Genomic DNA, 20583 nt, shown 5'->3' with positions numbered 1-20583 from the left:
ATGACCGAAACGACGCTGCTCGTCCGGGACGATGCCGACCGGGCCACCGTCACCTTCGACCGGCCAGGGCGCGGAAACGCGTTCAACATGCGCCTGCTGGCCGAGCTGAACGCCGTGCTCGACCGGATCGAGGCCGAATCCCGGCCCCGTCTGGTGGTCATCGAAGGCCGCGACGGCGTCTTCTGCAAGGGCCTGGACCTTCAGGATCTCCTGGAAGCCGGCGACCGGCCGGGCGGCGGGCCGGAGCCGGACCATTCGGCACGGCTGTACATCGAGACGCTGCGGCGCCTGACGCTGTTCCCGCGCCTGGTGGTTGCCGTGGTGGACGGCGCCGCCATGGCCGGTGGCCTCGGCTTCGTGGCGGCGAGCGACGTCGCCGTGGCCACGCCGCGCTCGCAGTTCAGCCTGCCGGAAGCGGTCTGGGGCCTCGTCCCGGCCTGCGTCGGCCTCTATGTGCTCCGGCGCACGGGCTTCCAGGCGGCGTACCGGCTGGCATTGACGACGGAGCTGATCGCCGCGCCGGAGGCCTTGTCCCTGGGGCTGGTGGATCAGGTGACGGAAACCCCGGAGGAGGTTCTGCGCCGTCTGTCGGTCAAGGCCGGGCGGCTGGCCCCCGCCACCGTCGGCGATATCAAACGCTACTTCCGCGCCATCGGGGCGATCGATCCGGAGCGGGAAGAACGGGCCGTCATGGAGACCGACCGGCTGATGGCGGACGCCCGGGTCCGTGAGGCCATCACCGATTACGTCCGCTACCAGAGATTCCCTTGGAACCGTCCTTGAACGTTTCCCGCTCCGGTATGACGGGCATATGTATGAGTTGAGTGTTGGTCATGTAATTAGCGCATTTGTGTGCAATATTACGTGATAGAGGAATGATTTTTCGCATAGAACGATCAAAATTTCTCTGATAGGATGCATATCACAATGCACATACACGCACGCATAAGTCTATACGTATATAAATCTATGCATTGTGGGAGGACTCGCCATGCATCTGATCGAGAAATTGCAGGATATCCGGCTTGGTGACGATATCGGTTACAGCCGCACTCTCCCCGAGCGCATGCCAATTCCGCTCGGCGTCGTCATGGGCATGCCCCAAATCCTTTCCGGAGCGATGTCCGAACGATGGCTTGCGAAAGAAGCGGGCGACATCCATTGGCGCATGATCTGCAATGATCTCGGCGTTCCTTCCCAGGCCATCCTCGACCGCTCGGCCGATCGGCTTTACGCCAGTTTCCTGCGCATGCGGATCGTCGCCTCCGGCCATCTCGGTGAGTTCGGCGAGGGCGACGCGTTGGCCGTCCACCCGGCCCTCAGCCGCTTCGGCGACCGCCGCTACTTCAGCGAAACCACCTTCTCCAAGCCCGAGGCCTCGGTGCGGGTGTCGATGGTATCGGCCTTCGTCGCGCGGCACACCGACAACAAGGGTCTCGCCCGCTCGGCCCCGCTGGGCATGGAGAGGGCCCGCAGCCCGCAGCACCACGTCCTGCCGCCGCTTGGCCAGCAGTACCAGCAGGTCAAGGCGCGCGCCCTGGACGGCATGGCGCTGGTGTCCGGCCCGGCGCTCGTCCTCGGGGGCCATCCCTTCCACTGGACCGAGGACTCCCTCTTCACGCTGGAGCACGAGGTCGATCCCTACTGCGACCTCAACGGTGTCGGGCTGCTCTACTTCGCGTCGTACCACCGCATCGCCGACATCGGCGAGCGCGCCTTCTTCAACGCGGAGGCCGGAGCGGAGGTCGGACAGCTCGAGCGCGGCGACGACTGGGCCCTGGCAAGCGTCACCTGCGCGCGGGACGTCTTCTACTACGGCAACGCCGATGCCGGCGAGCGGCTGACCTACGTCCTGCGGTCCAGGGAGTGGCTCGACGGCCAGCGCGTCGCGACCATGGCGACGCTCCTGCGCAACAGCGACGGCGTCCGGATCGCGGATCTCTTCACCATCAAGCAACTGGTCCGGCCCTCAAGCGCCCACGCCTTCCACTGGCTCGGGAAACCCTGATCGCCCGGCTTTCCGCCGGACACGCCGGCTCGACGACAAGGATGTTCGACATGCCGATCGGTAACCATGCCATCGTCATCGGCGGAAGCATTTCCGGAATGCTGGCCGCGCGGGTGCTTTCCGAATCCTTCGCCCATGTCACCGTTCTGGAGCGCGACCGTTACGGCGACGGGCCGGCGTTGCGCAAAGGGCAGCCGCAGGGCTGGCACGTCCACCTGATCCTCGCCCGCGGGCGGATGGAACTCGAACGCCTGTTTCCCGGGCTCGGACCGGACCTGGAGGCGGCGGGAGCCGTCTGCTTCCAGTGGTCGGAAGGGGCGCGGGTCAACGGGCCGTTCGGCTGGCTGCCCGACTACACCTCCGACCGGCTGCTGGTGCGGGGCAGCACGCGCGCGCTTCTCGACTGGCATGTGCGCGACCACCTGCTGCGCCTGCCCAACGTGCGCATGGAGGAGGGCTGCGCGGTCAAGGGGTTGCTGACCGATCCCTCCCGCCGGGCGGTCACCGGGGTGCGGGTCGCCCGCGACAGCGGGGACAGCGAAATCTACGGCGACCTCGTCGTCGACACCAGCGGCCGTGCGTCGGCCTCCCTGAAGTGGCTGGAGGAGATCGGCTGCGCCGCGCCGCCGGAAAGCGTGGTCGATTGCCACCTCGCCTACAGCTGCCGCTGGTACGAGGCCCCGAAGGACGCGTCCCCCGGCTGGAAGCTGATCTCGACGCAGCCGAAGGCGCCGGACGATCCGCTGAGCGCGGCGATCTTCCCCATCGAGGGCGACCGCTACATCGGCGGCCTGGCGACCATCGGCCTGAAGTCCGTGCCCGACGACGACGCGGGATTCCTGGAGCTTGCGAAGTCGCTGCGCACCCCGGAATTCCATGCCTGGTTCAGCGCGGCCAAGCCGCTGTCGCCGATCTACACCTTCCGGCAGGCGCCCAACCGGGTCCGCCATTTCGAGCGGGTGCCGAACCTCCCGGACCGCTACCTGCCGATGGGCGACGTGGTCGGCACGCTCAACCCGATCTACGGCCAGGGCATCACGCTGGCGGCGCTGAGCGCCCTCACGCTGGGCGATTCGCTGGCGCGGGCTTCGGGACCCGACCCGCTGTCCGCGGCGGTGCGCAGCCATCTCCAGCGCTTGCCGCGGGAGGTCTACGCCACGCCCTGGATCATGGCGGCGCTGGGGGATTCGCTGTGGCCCGGCACGACCATCGCCGTGCAGTCCCGGTTCCAGCGCTGGCTCCTGCGCGAGCCGTGGCTCTGGCTGTTCCGCCGCTTCTCCGTCGCGATCAACCGCATGGCGGCCGAGGACCCGGAACTCGCCCGCGGGCTCATGGAGGTGATGCACATGATCAAGCCGCCGGCCGAGGTGCTGAACGGCAGGCTGATGCGGCGCGCCTTCTGGCGGATGTTCCGCGCCCCCCGACCGGTTCCCGGCGTCGTGCCGGCGCCGTCCCGCTAAACCCCGTCATCCGGCAGCATGTGGCAGACGACTATGGCTGAAGACATTTACGGCATCATCGGCGGCGGGCCGTCCGGCATCGGTCTGGCCAAGACCTTCAAGCAGAACGGCATCCCGTTCGAAGTCATCGAGCAGGAGGGCGATTTCGGCGGCGTGTGGAACTTCGGGACCAGGGCCGGCCGGGTCTATGAATCCACCCATCTGATCTCGTCGAAGAAGAACACCCAGTTCAGCGACTATCCGATGCCGGACGACTATCCGGTCTATCCGAACCACCGCCTGTTCCTGGCCTACCTCCGCGACATGGCGCGGCATTTCGGCCTCTACGAGCACGCCCGGTTCGGAAGCCGCGTCGAAGCCGTGCAGCCGGAGGGGCGCCGCTGGCGGGTCACCACCACCGACGGGGTCGAGAAGCGGTATGCCGGCCTGTTCGTGGCCACGGGCCTCCAGCGGGAGCCGCGGACGCCGTCCTATCCCGGAGAATTCCGGGGCACCTCCCTGCACGCCGCCGATTATCTCGGCGCCGACATCCTGCGCGGCAAGCGCGTCCTGGTGGTTGGCGGCGGCAATTCGGGGTGCGACATCGCGGTGGACGCCACTGCGGTGGCGAAGACCGTCCATCACAGCACGCGGCGTCCCTACCACTACATGCCCAAGTTTGTGGACGGGCGGCCCACGCAGGACTGGCTGATGGATCTCCCGCGCCGCTTCGCCGACCGGAACGAGCTGTGGGCCCATGTCGGCGAAGTGCTGAAGCTGGTCGGCTGCGACCCGTCCGATTACGGGCTGCCGAAACCGGACTACGGTGTCGACCAGTCCCATCCCATCATGAACTCGCTGGTGCTCCACCACATCGCCCACGGCGACATCGTGGCGAAGCCCGACGTCCGGGAATTGCAGGGCGACAGCGTGCTGTTCGCCGACGGCAGCCGCGCCGAGGTGGACGTCATCGTCTACGCCACCGGCTACCGCATGTCCTGCCCGTTCCTGCCCGAGGGTCTGGTGACGTGGCGGGGGCTGCGGCCCGAGCTTTTCGCCGCGATCTTCCACCCGGACCACGAGACGCTGTGCTTCGTCGGCACGCGGAACGCCGCCGGCGGCTTCGGCAACGTCTCGAACGCGAGCAGCGCCATGCTGTCCGCCTACGTGCACGCCATGGAGCGGCAGACGCCGAGCTTCAGGGTCGTCCGCGAGATGTGCCGCGGCCCCGGCCCCGACCTCGGCCAGGACCACTTCCTGCGCTCCGATCGGCACGACATCGAAGTCGATCTTTGGAAATTCATCAAGCTGCTCAACTTCCTGCGGACCAAGCTGGAAGGCTGAGCCGCCGGTTTCGCGGGCTGGGAGGGATGGGGTCGAGAGGCAATGGACATACGCGACATTCTGGAACGCACGGCCACTCTCGAAATCTCCGAGGACGAGGCGGTGACCTTGCTCCAGGCGGCCCTGACTCCGCCCGTCGAACCGGCCGCCGAACCGGCCACCGGGCTTGCGGCCGATGCGGCGGTGGCGGGGTCCGCGACGGACGGGCCGCGGAACGCGCCCGGTGATGCGGGCCTCCGCAACGCCTTCGAGGCGGTGTTCGCCGCGATGGCCGGCGACCTTCTGGGCATCGCGCCGGACGATCTGGATTTGCGCCGGCCCGTGGCCGATTACGGCCTGAACTCCATCATCGCTTCCGAATTCACCGGGCGGCTCCAGGATCGCTTCGGCATCGAGCTGTCGCCGACCGTGCTGTTCGAGTTCCGCGATCTGCGGGGCGTCGTCGCCCATGTGGTGGACAACCACGGCGCGGCCCTGGTCCGGGCCGGGCTGGGCGCGGCGCCGGCCGGCGCGGCCCCTGCGCCCGCTTCCGGCCCGGTGGAGCCGCCGCTGCGACCGCGCCGGGAGGCCGGGCCTGCGGCGGGCGGCGGGTTCGACATGGAGAATCTCTGGCGGAACGCCGAGAAGCGGGCGGGCTCTCCGGTTCCGCCGCCGGTCGCCCCTCCGCCGGTTCCGGCGAGAGCGCCGGCAGCGGCGTCGGCAACGGCGTCAACAACGGCGCACGGGTCCGGCGTGGCGGTCGTCGGCATGGCGGCGGTGCTGCCGGGCTCGCCCGACCTGGGCGCGTTCTGGGGGCACCTCGCGGCGGGCACGGATCTGGTCGATGCTCCGGCGGCGGAGCGCGGCCTGCCGGGACGGGGCGCCCTGATCGCCGACGTCGACCGTTTCGACGCCGCCTTCTTCCGCATTTCCCCGCGGGAGGCCGCGGCCATGGACCCGCAGCAGCGTCTGCTGCTGCAGGCCGTCTGGCATGCGCTGGAGGACGCGGCGATCACGCCCTCCAGCCTTGCCGGGACGTCGACCGGCGTGTTCGTCGGCATCGCCACCACCGACTATCTCGACCTCAGCATCGCCGGCTCGGCGGCGGTCGATCCGTTCATGGCGACCGGCATGGCCCATTCCATCGCGGCCAACCGCATTTCCCACACGCTCGATCTCAAGGGGCCGAGCGAGGTGGTCAACACCGCCTGCTCCAGCGTGCTGGTGGCGTTGCACAACGCGGTCCGCGCGCTGGCCGCCGGCGACTGCACCATGGCGATCGTGGGCGGCGCCAACCTCGTGCTGCACGACCGGGTGTCGGACGCCTTCCGCAAGGCCGGCATGCTGAGCGCGTCCGGGCGCTGCCGCCCCTTCGCCGCCGGAGCCGACGGCTTCGTCCGCGGTGAAGGCGTCGGTGCGATCGTCCTGAAGCCGTTGGACAAGGCCCTCGCCGACGGCGACCCCATCCATGGGGTGATCCTCGGCAGCGCCGTCAACCACGGCGGCCGCGCCGGCTCCCTGACCAGCCCGAGCGGCGAGGCGCAGACCGACGTGCTGGTCAGGGCCTATGCCGACGCCGGCATCGATCCGGCCTCCATCACCTGCATCGAGGCTTACGGCATCGGCTCCGAGCTGGGCGACCGCGTTGAGGCCGAGGCGCTTGTCCGCGCCTTCGCGACGCTCCGCCGGCAGCGCGGCGCGGCGCCGCCGGACCAGCCCCACTGCGTGGTGGGATCGGTCAAGTCCAATGTCGGCAGCCTGGAAACCGCCTCCGGCATCGCGGCGCTGGCCAAGGTCCTGCTGTCCATGCGCCATGGCCGCATCCCGGCGAGCCTTCATCTCGACCGGGTCAATCCGGCGATCGACCTCCGGGGCACGCCGTTCCGGCTGGCCGCCGAAGCCACGGCCTGGCCTGTGGCCAACGATCCGGCGACCGCCCGCCCGTGGCCGCGGCGCGCCGGCATCAGCTCCTTCGGCTTCGGGGGCGCCAACGGCCATGTGGTGGTCGAGGAGCCACCGCCGATGCCGGCGGGCGCCGGGTCGCCCGGCCGAGGCCCACAGGTGATCGTGCTGTCGGCGCGCAGCGGCGACCGGCTCGACGCCCAGGCCGCGGCCCTGCTCGACCATCTCGACGGCCCGGATTCCGCTGGCCACGGTCTGGCTGACATCGCCTGGACGCTGCAGGCGGGCCGCGAGGCGCTGGAGCATCGGCTGGCCTTCGTGGCGCGCGACATGGCGGAGCTTCGCGCGACGCTGCGGGGCCTGCGGGGCGGCACCGCCGGCTCCGGGATTCATCGCGGAGCCGTAAACAGCGGAACGACGGACGGCGGAAGGGATGACGGACCGTCCGTCCCGCCGGCCACCGGGCCGGACGCCGTCGCGGCGCGCTGGGTTGCCGGCGGGGCGGTGGACTGGGCGGCCCTGCATCGGGGAACCGCCCCGCGCCGGCTCCGTCTCCCCGGCTACCCGTTCGCCCGCACGCGCCACTGGTTCAAGGCCGCGGGCGCGGCCCCGGCGTCGGACCCCCGGCCCGCCGCCGCAGGGGCGGAGGGAGGGAACAGGCTCCCGACGCTCGACGCTCCGGCCTACCGGACCCTGGTTTCCCGGCTCGAAGAGGTGTGCATCTGGCTGCTCGGGGCGGCCTTCCGGGCGATGGGTGTCTTCGTCCGTCCGGGCGAGAGCCACGACCCGGCCCGGCTCCGGCGGTCGATCGGGCTGGTTCCGGCGGCGGAGCCGGTCTTCGACGCCCTGATCGGGCGGCTGATCGCCGGCGGTCTGCTCCGCCGCGACGGCGAGCGGATCGCCGCCGCGGGCATCGTCGACGCGGCGCCGGCCCCCTGGCCCATGGACGAGGACGCCTTCCTCGCCGGGCATCCGCCGGAGCTGCACGCGCATCTCCGTCTGGCGCGTCACGGCGCCCTGGCGATTCCCGACCTCCTGGCGGGCCGCACCGCCGCATCGGACGTCCTGTTCCCCGACGGCACCCTGCGGCTGGTCAAGCCGGTCTACCAGGGCGGGGCGCTGACCCGCCCCTTCAACGAGGCGGTGGCCCGGACGATCCGCGAGCGGCTGGAGGGGACGCCGGACGGCGCGCTGTCGGTGCTGGAGATCGGGGCGGGCACCGGCGCCACCACCGAACCGGTGCTGGAGGCGCTGGCCCCCTGGGGGCGCCGCGTGCGCTACGTCTACACCGACGTGTCCCGCGGTTTCCTGCGGCACGGCCGGCAGCGCTTCGCGCGGAGCGGCGCGGAGCTGGTGTTCCAGACGCTGGACATCGAGCGGGACCCGGCGGCGCAGGGCTTCGAACCCGGGTCCTTCGACGTGGTGGTGGCGTCCAACGTCCTGCACGCCACCAGCGACGTCAGGGCCGCGGTCGGCCATGCGAAGGCGCTGCTCAAGCCGGGCGGGCGGCTGGTCCTGTGCGAGGCCACGGCGGCGCAGACCTTCCTGGCGATCACCTTCGGCCTTCTCGACGGCTGGTGGCTGTGGCGCGACCGCGACCTGCGGCTGGGCGGCTCGCCGCTGCTCGACGTGGCGGGATGGCGCCGCGTGCTCGCGGAGCGGGGCTTCCACGGGCTTCGCGTGACCGGCGACGGGCAGGGCGACGCGCACGTCCAGTGCATCCTGGCGGCGGACAGCGACGGGGTGATCGAACCATCGGCGGCTCCCCCTCCTCCCGTGGCCGAGCCGGCGCCGCCCGCGCCGGTGGCCGAGCCGTCCGCGGCGCTGCGGGACCCGCTCGTCCAGGCGATCCGCGCCCGCATCCTGGATCAGGTGTGCCGCTCCCTGGACGAGAGCGCCGAGCGCATCGACACCAGCCGCCCCTTCTTCGAATACGGGCTGGACAGCTTCGTCGGGAGCGAGGTGGTGGCGGCGCTGGCCGGCGAGCTGGGCGTTTCCCTGAAGCCGACCGTCCTGTTCGAGCACGCCTCCATCGACCGGCTGAGCCGTCACCTCGGGGCGACCCACGGGGCGGCCCTGGCGCAGCGGCTCGGCATCGCCGCCGGAACGCCCGCCGTAAAGCCCGCAGCGGCCGCCGTTTCAGCCGTCGCGGCCCCGCTGTCGTCCCAGTTGGGGCCGTCCCAATTGGCGCCGTCCCAACCAGCCTCGTCCGACATCGCGGTGATCGGCATGGCCGGGCGATTCCCCGGCGCGGCGAGCGTCGAGGCGTTCTGGGAGATGCTGGACGCCGGGCGCTGCGCCATCGGCGAGGTTCCGCCCGACCGCTGGCCGGCGGAGTCCCACTACGACCCCGATCCCCGCAAGCTCGATCGCACCTACACCACCCGCGGCGGCTTCCTCGACGCCGTGGACCTGTTCGACGCGGAGTTCTTCAACATCACCGGGCGCGAGGCGGAGCTGTCGGACCCGCAGCACCGGCTGTTCCTGGAGCAGGCCTGGGCGGCGCTGGAGGATGCGGGCTACGCGCGGCCCGGCTGCGGCGGCCTGCGCTGCGGCGTCTTCGTCGGGGCGGGCGGCGGCGACTACCTGACCTGGATGATCCAGAACGGCGTGCCCATGGGGGCGCAGTCCTTCTGGGGGAACACCAGCTCGGTCCTGGCCGCCCGCATCTCCTATCTGCTGGACCTCGACGGGCCGAGCCTCGCGGTGGAGACCGCCTGCTCCTCCTCGCTGGTCGCCATCCATCTCGGCTGCCAGAGCCTGCTGGCCGGCGAGACGGACATCGTCCTGGCCGGCGGAGCGTTCCTGAACGTCACCCCGACCTTCCACATCCTGGCCAGCAACGGCCGCATGCTGGCTCCGGACGGGCGCTGCAAGGCGTTCGACGCCGGCGCGGACGGCTTCGTCGCCGGTGAGGCGGTGGCGGCGGTGGTCCTCAAGCCGCTCGCCCGCGCGGTCGCCGACGGCGACAACATCCTGGGCGTGATCAAGGCCACCGGCGTCAACCAGGACGGACGCACCAACGGAATCACCGCGCCGAACCCGCTGGCCCAGGCGGCCCTGACGGAGTCCGTCTACCGCCGCTTCGGGATCGATCCCGGGACCATCGGCAGCGTCGAGGCCCACGGCACCGGCACCAGCCTCGGCGATCCCATCGAGGTGGAAGCGCTGACCCGCAGCTTCCGCGCCTTCACCGACCGCCGCCAGTTCTGCGCCCTGGGATCGGTCAAGACCAACATCGGGCACGCCGCGACGGCGGCCGGGATCACCGGCTTCGTCAAGGCGCTGCTGTCGCTGACGCACCGCCGCATCCCGGCCTCGCTGAACTTCGAACGGCCCAACGAGCAGATCGACTTCGCCTCCAGTCCCTTCTTCGTCAACACCGTCAGCCGCGACTGGCCGGCGGGCGGCGGGCCGCGGCGGGCCGCGGTCAGCTCCTTCGGCTTCAGCGGCACCAACGCCCATGTGGTGATCGAGGAGGCGCCGGCCCTTCCCGACCGCCCGGCGGAACAACCGTGGTCCGTGCTGCCGGTCTCGGCCCGCAAGCCGGAGGCGCTGCGCCGCCGCCTCGCCGATCTGCGCGGCTGGCTGGATGGGCCGGGAGCGGCGGTGCCGATGGCCGACATCGCCCGCACCCTCCAGGTCGGGCGGATGCATTTCGCCGAGCGCGCGGCTCTGGTCGTCCGCGACCACGACCATCTGTGCGGGCTGCTCGACGCGGTGTTGGAGCGGGGGGCGGCGGATCTCGCCTGGGTTGGGCGGGCCGCCGAGAACGCGGTGCTGGGTGCGGTGTGCCGGCAGCTCGTCGCGGATCTGCGGGCGCCGGACCTGGACGAGGCCGGTCGGCGCGAGAAGGCGTCGGCTCTGGCCCAGCTCTACGTGATCGGCTCCGATCCCGACTGGGAGCGGCTGAACGAGGGGAGCGGCGCCCGCTTCGCGTCCCTTCCGACCTATCCGCTGTCCCGCAGCGCCTTCCGTGCCGCGGCCGGAACGCCGGTCCGTCCACCGGCGTCGCCGCCGGTGGCCGCCGGAGAGGGTGGGGTCGCGATCCTGGCCGCCGAGGCGCGGTGGCAGGATGCGCCGCCGGTCCCGCCGGCAGACGGCAGGGATGCCGGCCCGGTCTGGCTGTTCGACGCCGATGATCGCTTGGCTGGCGATCGTTTGGCCGGTGACCGTCTGGCCGGCGGGCTCGGACCGGCGCTTCTGGTGACGCCGGGGACGGCCCTGCGTCACGGCGGCGGACGGGCGGAGATCGATCCGGCGGACGCCGCCCATTACCGGTCGCTGATCCAGGACGCGGTGTCGCGCGGTGCGGGGCCGGCGGCCATCGTGGTGGCCTGGGCCGGGCGCCTGCCGACGGACCCGGCGGTGCAGGGGATCCATGCCGTCCGGCACATCCTGCGGGCGGTGATCGACGCCGGGCACCGGGACCTCGTCCGGCTGCTGTTCGTGTGGCGCGGCACCGAGGATTCCGCCGACGCGGGCGCGGCCGTCTTCGACGCGGTGGCGGCCTACGCACCGTCGGTCAAGCCGCTGCTGCCCAACCTCGGCGTGACCTGCCTGCGCGTGGACCCGTCGATCGGGGATGCGGCTTTGGCGGCCCGGCTGTGCGGGGAGCTGGCGTCGCCGGAGCCCGAGGTCGCCTACCGGCTGAAGCCGGGCGGCGGGGAGGGCGGCACCGTGGTGCGCCGCGTCCGGACACTGGCGGTCCTGGGGCCGGTGTCCACGGCGCTGGCGCCAAGTGGCGACGGCGTGGCCATCCGGACGGGCGGCGTCTACCTGATCACCGGCGGCGCCGGGGCTCTGGGCCGGATCATGGCGCGCCATCTGGCGGCGCGCGGAGCCGGGCAGGTGGTGCTGGTCGGGCGTTCCGCGCCGGAGGCGGTGTCCCTGGCCGGGCCGGTCTTCAGCTACCGGCAGGCCGACGTCACCGACGCGGCGTCCCTGGGCGCGGCGGTCGCCGAGGTGGTGGAGCGCTTCGGCGCCCTGCACGGGGTGATCCACGCGGCGGGCGCCTTCACCGGGCGTCCGCTGACCGCCAAGACGCCGGAGGAGTTCGCCGCCACGCTGGCGCCCAAGCTGGACGGCACGGTGGCGCTGGACCGCGCGACCGCGGACCTGCCGCTGGACTTCTTCGCGGTGTTCTCGTCCGTCTCGGCGGAGCTGGGCGATTTCGGACAGTGCGACTACGCGGTCGCGAACCGCTTCCAGTCCGCTTGGGGCCTCTGGCGCGAGGGCGAGCGGCAGCGCGGCCGGCGGCAGGGCCGGACCCTCTCCATCGGCTGGCCGCTGTGGCGGGACGGGGGAATGCACACCGAGGCGGCGGCGGAGGATCTCTATCTCCGCACCGCCGGCCTCGCCGCCCTGGAATCGGCGGAGGGGGCGGAGCTTTTCGACCGGGTCCTGCGGTCCGGCCGAAGCAACGTCCTGTTGCTGAAGGGCGAGCCGGAGCGCGCCGCCCGCCTGTTCGCGACGCGCGGCATCGCCGGCCCCCGCCGGGCCGCGGCCGCCCCGCCGGCCGCTACCCCCGTTCCGCCGACCGCGCCGCCCACCGACGGCGCGCCGATTGCCGACCGCCTGCGCCGGGACATCCTGCACGGCATCGCGCAGAGCGCGTCGGTGCCGGTGGAAACGGTGGAGAGGGCCGGCCATCTGGGCGACCTGGGGCTGGATTCCCTGATGCTGTCCGATCTGGCGGACCGGCTCAACGCCGGCCTCGGCATCGCGCTGTCGCCCACCACCTTCTTCAGCCACGGCGACCTCGACAGCCTGACCCGCCACATCCTGGCGGAATGGCCGGCGGTTCTGGACGCGCGCTACGCCCCGCCGGCTCCCGCTTCGGACGAGGCTCCGGTCGAGGCCCCCGCGGTGACCGCGCCCGTCCTCTCCGAAACCCCGCCGCCGCGGAGCGAACCGTCCGCGCCGCTTCTCGGCGCCGCTCCGGATGCCCCCTCCGGTGCCATCGCCATCGTCGGCATGAGCGGCCGTTTCCCCGGCTCGCCGGACATCGACGGCTTCTGGCGCAACCTGGAGGCCTGCCGCGACCTGATCGGCGAAATCCCGGCGGAGCGCTGGGACTGGCGGCGGGACTACGGCGGGCCGGAGGTGGCGCGGGGCCGGTCGGTCTCCCGCTGGGGCGGATTCATCGAGGGCGCCGACCGTTTCGAGGCGGACTTCTTCGGCCTGTCGCCGTCCGACGCCCTGCGGATGGCCCCGCAGGAGCGGCTGTTCTTGGAAACCTGCTGGAAGGCGGTGGAGGACGCCGGCTACCGCGCCTCCGCGCTGGCCGGGCGGCGGGTGGCCGTGTTCGCCGGCGCGCAGATCGCCGACAGCCAGTCCGACCTGTGCCGCCCCGCCCATCTGGCGGAGCGCGTGGCGCGCTTCTTCGATCTGCGCGGATCGGCGGAGGTTCTGGACACCGCCTGCTCGTCAAGCCTGGTGGCGGTGGACCGGGCGGTGCGCCTGCTGCGCGACGGCGAATGCGAGATGGCCCTGGCCGGCGGCGTCAGCCTCATCACCTCCGCCGAGGGGATGATCGCAGCCAGCCAGATGGGAATCCTGTCGCCCCGGGGTCGCTGCCGCACCTTCGACTCCACCGCCGACGGCTTCGTCAAGGGCGAGGGCGTCTGCGTGCTGGTGCTGAAGCCGCTGGCCGCCGCGCTGGCCGATCGCGACCACGTCCACGGGGTGATCCTCGGCAGCGCCGTGAACCACGGGGGCAAGGCCACCTCGCTCACGGCGCCCAACGCGCAGGCGCAGGCCGCGCTGATCGAGGCCGCCGTGGCCGACGCCGGCATCGGGGCCGACGCCATCGGCTTCCTCGAACTGCACGGCACCGGCACCCGGCTCGGCGATCCGGTGGAGATCGACGGCATCCGCACGGCCTTCGCCCGCATGCGCGCCGGCGGAAGCGATGCGCCGGACAGTTGCGGGATCGGTTCGGTCAAGACCAACATCGGCCATCTGGAGCCGGCCGCCGGCATCGCCGGCATCGTCAAGGTGGTAATGGCGATGCGCCACGGCACGCTGCCGGGAACGCCCAACCTCGACCAGGTCAACCCGCTGATCCAGCTCTCGGGCACTCCGTTCCGCATCGTCCGCGGCACCCAGCCCTGGCCGGCGGACGGACGGCCGCGGCGGGCGGGGGTCAGCTCCTTCGGTTTCGGCGGCACCAACGCCCATGTGGTGATCGGGGAGGCGCCGCGGACGGCGCACCCGCCGGTGGCGGATGCCGGGCCGTGGATATTCTCTCTTGCGGCGCGGGACGACACCCATCTGCGCGCGCTCGCCCGGGATGTCGCTGCCTTCATCGAGCGGGCCGGCGACGATCTGCCGGCGCTGCGGGACATCAGCCACACCCTGACCACCGGGCGGGAGCCGATGGCGGCCCGGCTGGCGGTGATCGCCGGTGACCGGCGGACGCTCGCCGCGGCCTTGCGGGGCCTGCCGGAAACCGGCGCCCTGCCGGCGGTGTGCGGGACGACCGGCAGTGCGCTCGATGCCGCGGCGCGCCGCTGGGCGGCGGGCGGTGCCGCGGATTGGACCGTCACGGGCGCCCGACGCGTGCCGCTGCCAAGCTATCCGTTCGCCGGAGCGCGCTACCCGTTGATCCCGGAAACGCCCACCATGGATACCCCGGCCCAACCCGCAGCCCAACTTCAGGCCCGCCCCGTCCCGCCGGTTCCCGTCGAGGCGCCGCGGCCCGTCGCCGCTCCCACCGCGGTCATCCCTGCGGCGCCGCCGCGCCCGGGGCGCATCGCCCTTCGGCCTGCGGCTGGAAGCGCCAGCCCCCTGCCGTCACCGGCGGTTCCGCCTCCGGCGGTGCCGGAGCCGCGGCGGCTCCCCGCCGGAGCCGGGGCAAAGGCGGTGTCGGCGACGCTGTCCGGCATCCTGCGCGACATCGTCCATCTCGACCAGATCGCTCCCGCGGCGACCTTCGCCGAGATGGGCGTGGATTCCATCAGCGGCGTGGAGATCATCCGGGAGGTCAACCGCGCCTTCGGGCTGGAGCTGGACGCGGCGGCGCTCTACGACCACCCGACCCCGGCGGCCCTCGAAGCGGCCCTCGAAGCGGCCATCGGGGTTGCCCTGGAATCCGCCCTCGAAACCGCCCTGCCGGCTCCCGCGGCGGTGACCCCAGTCGTGCCGGCACCACCCGCACCGTCCGCTCCGCCGCCCGCCGACCTGGACGCGATACCGTCCAGGCTGTCCGGCATCCTGCGCGACATCGTCCATCTCGACCAGATCGTTCCCGCGGCGACCTTCGCCGAGATGGGCGTGGATTCCATCAGCGGCGTGGAGATCATCCGGGAGGTCAACCGGGCCTTCGGGCTGGAGCTGGACGCAGCGGCGCTCTACGACCACCCGACCCCGGCGGCCTTGGCCGACGCCCTGCGCGGGGCCCTGGCGGCGCGCCATCCGTCCGTGCCGGCGCCGATTGCTCCGGTGGCCGCAGCCACTCGCGCAGCGGAACCCGCCCGGCCGCCGCGGGTGCAGTTGGTTGGCCGCCCGATTCCGGCGGCGGACCGGATACAGGGTCCGGTGCTGGACGCGCATCCCCCCGCCCGCGCCCGCCTCGCCCTGCGGCCCGGGCCGCAGACCGCCGCGCCCGTGCCCGCCCCCCGCGTGGAGGAGCCGGCGGCAGCCCCGCCGGTTCAGGCCCCGCCGGTTCAGGCCCCACCGGTTCAGGCCGCGCCGGTTCGGGCCGCGGTGGACACGCCGATCGCCGTCATCGGCCTGTCCTGCCGCTTTCCGGGCGCGCCGGACGCCGACCACTTCTGGCGCAACCTCATGGACGGCGTGGACAGCGTCGGCGAGGTCCCGGCGGAGCGCTGGGACGCCACCGGCGGCAGCCGCCGGGCCGGGTGCCTCGACGGAATCGACCGGTTCGACGCCGCCTTCTTCAACATCTCCCCGCTCGAAGCGGAGATGATCAACCCCGAGCAGCGGCTGTTCCTGGAGGAATCCTGGAAGGCGCTGGAGAACGCCGGCTACGGCGACCGCGCGCTGGCGGGGAGCCGCTGCGGGGTCTTCGTCGGCGCCAACACGGGCGATTACGCCCGGCTGGTCGGCAGCCGCCGCACGGCGCACGCGCTCACCGGCCTGTCGAACAGCGTGCTGGCCGGCCGCATCGCCTATTTCCTCGACCTCCAGGGGCCCAGCGTGGCGGTCGATTCCGCCTGTTCGTCGTCGCTGGTGTCGATCGCGCTGGCCTGCCGCGGGATCGCCGCCGGCGACTGCGACATGGCGCTGGCCGGCGGGGTCTTCCTGATGGTGACCCCCGACCTGAACGTGGTCAGCGGCAAGGCGGGGGTGCTGTCGCCGACCGGGCGCTGCCGCAGCTTCGACGCCGCTGCCGACGGGATCGTGATGGGCGAGGGCGTGGGTGTGGTCGTGCTGAAGGCGCTCGACCGGGCGCTGGCGGACGGCGACCCCATCCACGGCGTCATCCGCGGCATCGCCTGCAACCAGGACGGCAAGACCAACGGCATCTCCGCGCCCAGCGCGCGCTCGCAGGCGCGGCTGATCCGCGAGGTGCACCGACGCGCCGGCATCGATCCGCGCGCCGTTTCCTATGTCGAGGCGCATGGCACCGGAACCGCGCTCGGCGACCCGATCGAGATCAAGGGCCTGACGGAGGCCTTCGGAGCCGCGGGCGACCGCGGGCCCCACCCCGCCGGTTCGATTCCCGCCGGTTCAATCCCGATCGGCTCGGTGAAGACCAACATCGGCCATTCCAACATGGCCGCGGGCGTCGCGGCGGTGATCAAGGTGCTGCTGGCGCTGAAGCACCGCAAGCTGCCGCCGTCGCTGCACTACACGCAACCAAACCCGCACATCGATTTCGCGGACAGCCCCTTCCGGGTCTGCACGGCGGCGGAGGATTGGACCCCACCCGCCGGGCACCGCCGCATGGCCGCGGTCAGTTCCTTCGGCTTCAGCGGGACCAACGCCCACGCGGTGATCGAGGAAGCGCCGGAGCGGCCCGTCGCTGGCCGCCGTCTGCCCCTGTGCCTCGTCCCGCTGTCGGCGAAGACCGCCCCGGCCCTGCAGCGGCGCGCCGCCGATCTCGCGGTCTGGCTGGAGGGGCCGGGACGCGACGCGGCCCTGGAGGATGTCGCCGTCACCCTGTCGGCGGGGCGCAGCCACTTCGCCGTGCGCGCGGCGCTGGTCGTGCGCGACTGCGCGGAACTCGTGGCCGGCCTGGGCGCGCTGGCGGACGGCCGGACGCCGGATGGCGGCTTCCGTCACGACGGTGGCGACGGCGCCGGGGTGGTGCCGAACCTGCCCGCCGGGCTCCCGGTCCCCGCGGCGGACCGTGCGGCGCTGGAGCGGCTGGCCGATGCCTACGTCCATGGCTTCGACCCGGACTGGAAGGCCCTCTTCGACGGCGTCGCGGCCCGGCGCATCGCGCTTCCGACGTATCCCTTCGCCGGCGACCGCCATTGGATCGCTCCCGAGCCGGCGGCCCCATTGCCGACCGCCCCGTCGCTGGCGGTCCGTTCCGGCGATGCCGCGGACGGCGCCGGTCTGGTCCCCGACTTCGCCGCCAGCCTGGACGGGGGGTTGAGCTTCCTGCGCCGGATACCGGTGGACGACCCGCTGGTGCGCGACCACCGGGTGCTGGGCCGCGGGATCGTGCCGGGGGTCGGCTATCTGGAGCTGGCGCACGCGGCGGCGGCGCGGGTGCTGGGCGACCGCCCGCTGCGGCTTTCCCGCGTGCACTGGCTGCAGCCCATGGAGGTGTCGGGTGCCGGGGCCGGGCTGCGCGTGACTCTGTCCCGCCGGGAGGACGGCCTGTCCTTCGCGATCACGTCCTTCGCGATCACCTCCTTCGCGATCACCTCCTTCGCGATCACCGGGACCGGGGAAGGCGAGCAGCCGGTGGTCCACGCCCGCGGCGAGATCCGGCCGCTGGACGTTGCGGCGGATCAGGCCGTCGATGTGGAGACGCTGAAGCGCCGCCTGCCGCGGACCCTCGACGGCGCGCGGGTCTATGAGGACTACAGCCGGCTGGGCGTCGATTACGCGGGATACTTCCGCGGGATCGGCCGGGTCTGGGGAAGCCGCGACGAATCGCTGGTGGAACTGCTTCCCGTGGACGGGGGCGGCGCGGGCCGTCCGCTGCATCCGGGGCCGATGGACTCCGCGCTCCAGGGCATCGCCGGCTTCGTGCGCGAGGAGGGCGGAACGGGCGTGCTGCTGCCCTTCTCGGTGGATGCGGTGGACGTGCTCCGCGCCACGCCGAGCGGCGGCTTCGCCCACCTGCGGCTGGCCGGCCCGCAGCGCTTCGACGTGACCCTGCTCGACCGCGAGGGGCGGCCCTGCGTGCGCATGGCCGACGTGACCCTGCGTCCGATGCGCGATCCGCTGGAAGGCTTCTTCTATCGTCCGGGCTGGGTCGAGCGTCCGGCCGGCGAACGCCCGTGGCGGCCCGAGGCCGTTTCCGGCCCGCGTCGCGTGCTGGTGATCCGGTCCCCGGAAGGCCCCGACCTGGGCGACGCCTTGCGGGCGCGCCACCCGGGCGACGACGTGACCGTTCTGGTGGCCGGCGAGCCGGATTTCGACGGCGTGCTCCGCCGCCGCATCGCGCAGGCCGCCCCGGACCGCGTCTACCATCTGTCCGGCGTCGCTCCGGGCACCGCGGAGGAGGCCATCCGGACCGGCGACGCGCACCCTGCGCAGGAGCGCGGGCTCCTGTCGCTGTTCCGCACCGTCAAGGCGCTGGGCGAGGCCGGTCTGGCGACCCATCCGCTCCGCCTCGGCGTGCTGACCGCCGATGTCCATGACGTGACCGGTGACGAGCGCCTCAACCCGATGGCCGCCGGGCTGCACGGCCTCGCCAAGGCGGTGGCCAAGGAGTTCGGCCGCTGGCAGGTCGCCTGCCTGGACGTCAGCCGGGCCGAGACCGCCCCCGCGCGCTGGCTGGACGCGCTGGACGCCGAACCGCCGCTCGGCCGCGGCGAGGATGTCGCCCTGCGCGGCGGGCGGCGTTACGTGCGGGTCCTGGTGGAGGCGCGGCTGGAGCCGGTCCGGGAAACGCCCTGGCGGGTCGGCGGCACCTACCTGATCGTCGGCGGGGCCGGCGGGATCGGCGTCGAGATCAGCCGCCATCTCGCCGCCCGGGCCCGGGCGAAGCTGGTCTGGGTCGGCCGCGGCCCCCTGGACGAGCGGCGCAGGCGGCTGGCCGCGGAGATCGAGGCCGCCGGCGGCGAGGTGCTGTACGTCCAGGCCGACATCGCCCGCGGCGACGGGGCGGTCCAGGCGGTGGAGCAGGCGCGGCGGCGGTTCGGCACCATCCACGGCGTCATCCATTCCGCGCTGGTCCTGGAAGACCGCACGCTCCAGAACATGTCCGAGGACGCCTTCCTCGCGGCGCTCGGGCCGAAGCTGCACGGCGCGGTCCGGCTCCAGCACGCGCTGGGCGGGGCGCCGCTCGACGTCATGATGTTCTTCTCCTCGGCGCAGTCCTTCGAGGGCAGCGCCGGCCAGAGCAACTACGCCGCGGCCTCCACCTTCAACGACGCCTTCGCGCGCTGGCTGGCCCGCAAGGCCGGATACCCGGTCCGCATCGTCAACTGGGGCTATTGGGGGACGGTCGGCGTGGTGGCCTCCTCCGATTACGCCCGCCGCATGGCGGCGCTGGGGCTCGGCTCGATCACGCCGCGCCAGGGCGCCGACGCGGTCGACCGCGTGCTGGCCCACGACGAGGTCCAGGTCATGGCGGTGTGGGCCAGCGAGGAGCTGCGCCGCAGCATGACCGGCGCCGCCGGGGAGGCCGCGGTTTCCACCCTGCGGATCGAGAGTCCGGCGGTCGATGAGGGCCAGCTCCTGGGTTACGAGCGGGCCTCGCGGGCGCTGGACGGGCTGGCCGCAAGGCTGGTGCACGACGCGCTGCGCCGCATGGGCGCCTTCGCCGCACCGGATGCGGAGGAGACGGTCGAAGGGCTGTTCCGCCGGCTGGGCATCCTGCCGTCCTACCGCCGGCTGTTCGACGGCCTGATCGACATCCTGCTGCGGGCCGGCCTCTGCCGTCTGGAGGATGGCCGGTTGCGGGGAGGCGCGGCGGTGGGATCGCCGGACGAGCCGCCGGACTCCGGGCGCGCCGCGCTCGCGGAGGCCGTCGCCCGCTTCGGCGACGAGCATCCGGTCGCCCGGCCCCATGTCACCCTGCTCCGGGCCTGCGTCGATGCCTATCCGGAGGTTCTGACCGGTCGCCGCGGGCACATGGACGTGATGTTCCCGCAGGGCCGCATGGACCTTCTCGAAGGCATCTACCGCGGCGACTGCGTGGCCGACTACTTCCACCGTCTGGCCGCCTCGGCGGCGGCGGGCGTGGTCGGCGGCTCGACGGCGGAGCGGCCCCTGGTGGTCGAGATCGGGGCGGGCACCGGCGGGACGAGCGCCTTCGTCCTCGAACGGCTGGCGGCGCTGGGCCGTCCCCTGCGCTACCTCTACACCGACCTGTCGAAGGCCTTCACCGATCATGGGCGGACCCGCTTTGCAGCCGCCTATCCGTTCCTGGAATTCGCGGAACTCGACGTCGACCGCGACGACGGCATCGCCGCCGTTCCCGAAGGCAGCGCCGACGCGGTGATCGCCAGCAACGTGCTGCACGCCACCCGCGACATCCGCCGCACGCTCGACCGGGTGCGGCGCCTGCTCAAGCCGGGCGGCGTGCTGATCCTCAACGAGGGCTGCCGCATCCGGGACTTCGCCACGCTGACCTTCGGCCTGACCGGCGGGTGGTGGGCGTTCGACGATCCCGCCGAACGCATCCCGCACACGCCGCTGCTCGACGAGGCGGGCTGGCGCCGGATTCTGGACGGGCAGGGCTTCTCCGGCGTCCGCTGCTTCGACCTGCCCGACGGCAAGCCGGGTCGCGGCACGCAGATCGTCCTGCTCGCCTCG

At 72.7% G+C, this 20583-nt stretch carries 4 protein-coding genes and 1 pseudogene; all 5 read left to right on the top strand.

Annotated elements, in window-relative coordinates; genetic code table 11:
- A complete protein-coding gene (locus ACWPN7_RS26650; RefSeq protein ID WP_459196217.1) occupies positions 1 to 783 on the top strand; it encodes an enoyl-CoA hydratase-related protein in 783 nt (260 codons plus the stop codon).
- Positions 784 to 991: 208 nt separating this feature from the next.
- The gene (locus tag ACWPN7_RS26645) at positions 992 to 2008 is read left to right on the top strand and encodes a Pnap_2097 family protein (RefSeq protein WP_492273513.1); all 1017 of its coding nucleotides are present in this window, start codon (positions 992 to 994) and stop codon (positions 2006 to 2008) included.
- 50 nt (positions 2009 to 2058) lie between these two features.
- On the top strand, positions 2059 to 3468 hold the full coding sequence (locus tag ACWPN7_RS26640; RefSeq protein WP_349619259.1) for an NAD(P)/FAD-dependent oxidoreductase: 1410 nt from the start codon (positions 2059 to 2061) through the stop codon (positions 3466 to 3468).
- Positions 3469 to 3501: 33 nt separating this feature from the next.
- Positions 3502 to 4791, top strand: coding sequence for a flavin-containing monooxygenase (locus ACWPN7_RS26635; RefSeq protein WP_451997038.1), 1290 nt, complete (start codon positions 3502 to 3504; stop codon positions 4789 to 4791).
- 42 nt (positions 4792 to 4833) lie between these two features.
- Positions 4834 to 20502: pseudogene (locus ACWPN7_RS26630) on the top strand (SDR family NAD(P)-dependent oxidoreductase); the annotation flags it as partial.
- Positions 20503 to 20583 lie beyond the last annotated feature (81 nt).

Source organism: Azospirillum sp. UENF 312511, assembly GCF_058780635.1.
This window is presented reverse-complemented; position numbering and strand designations above follow the sequence as displayed.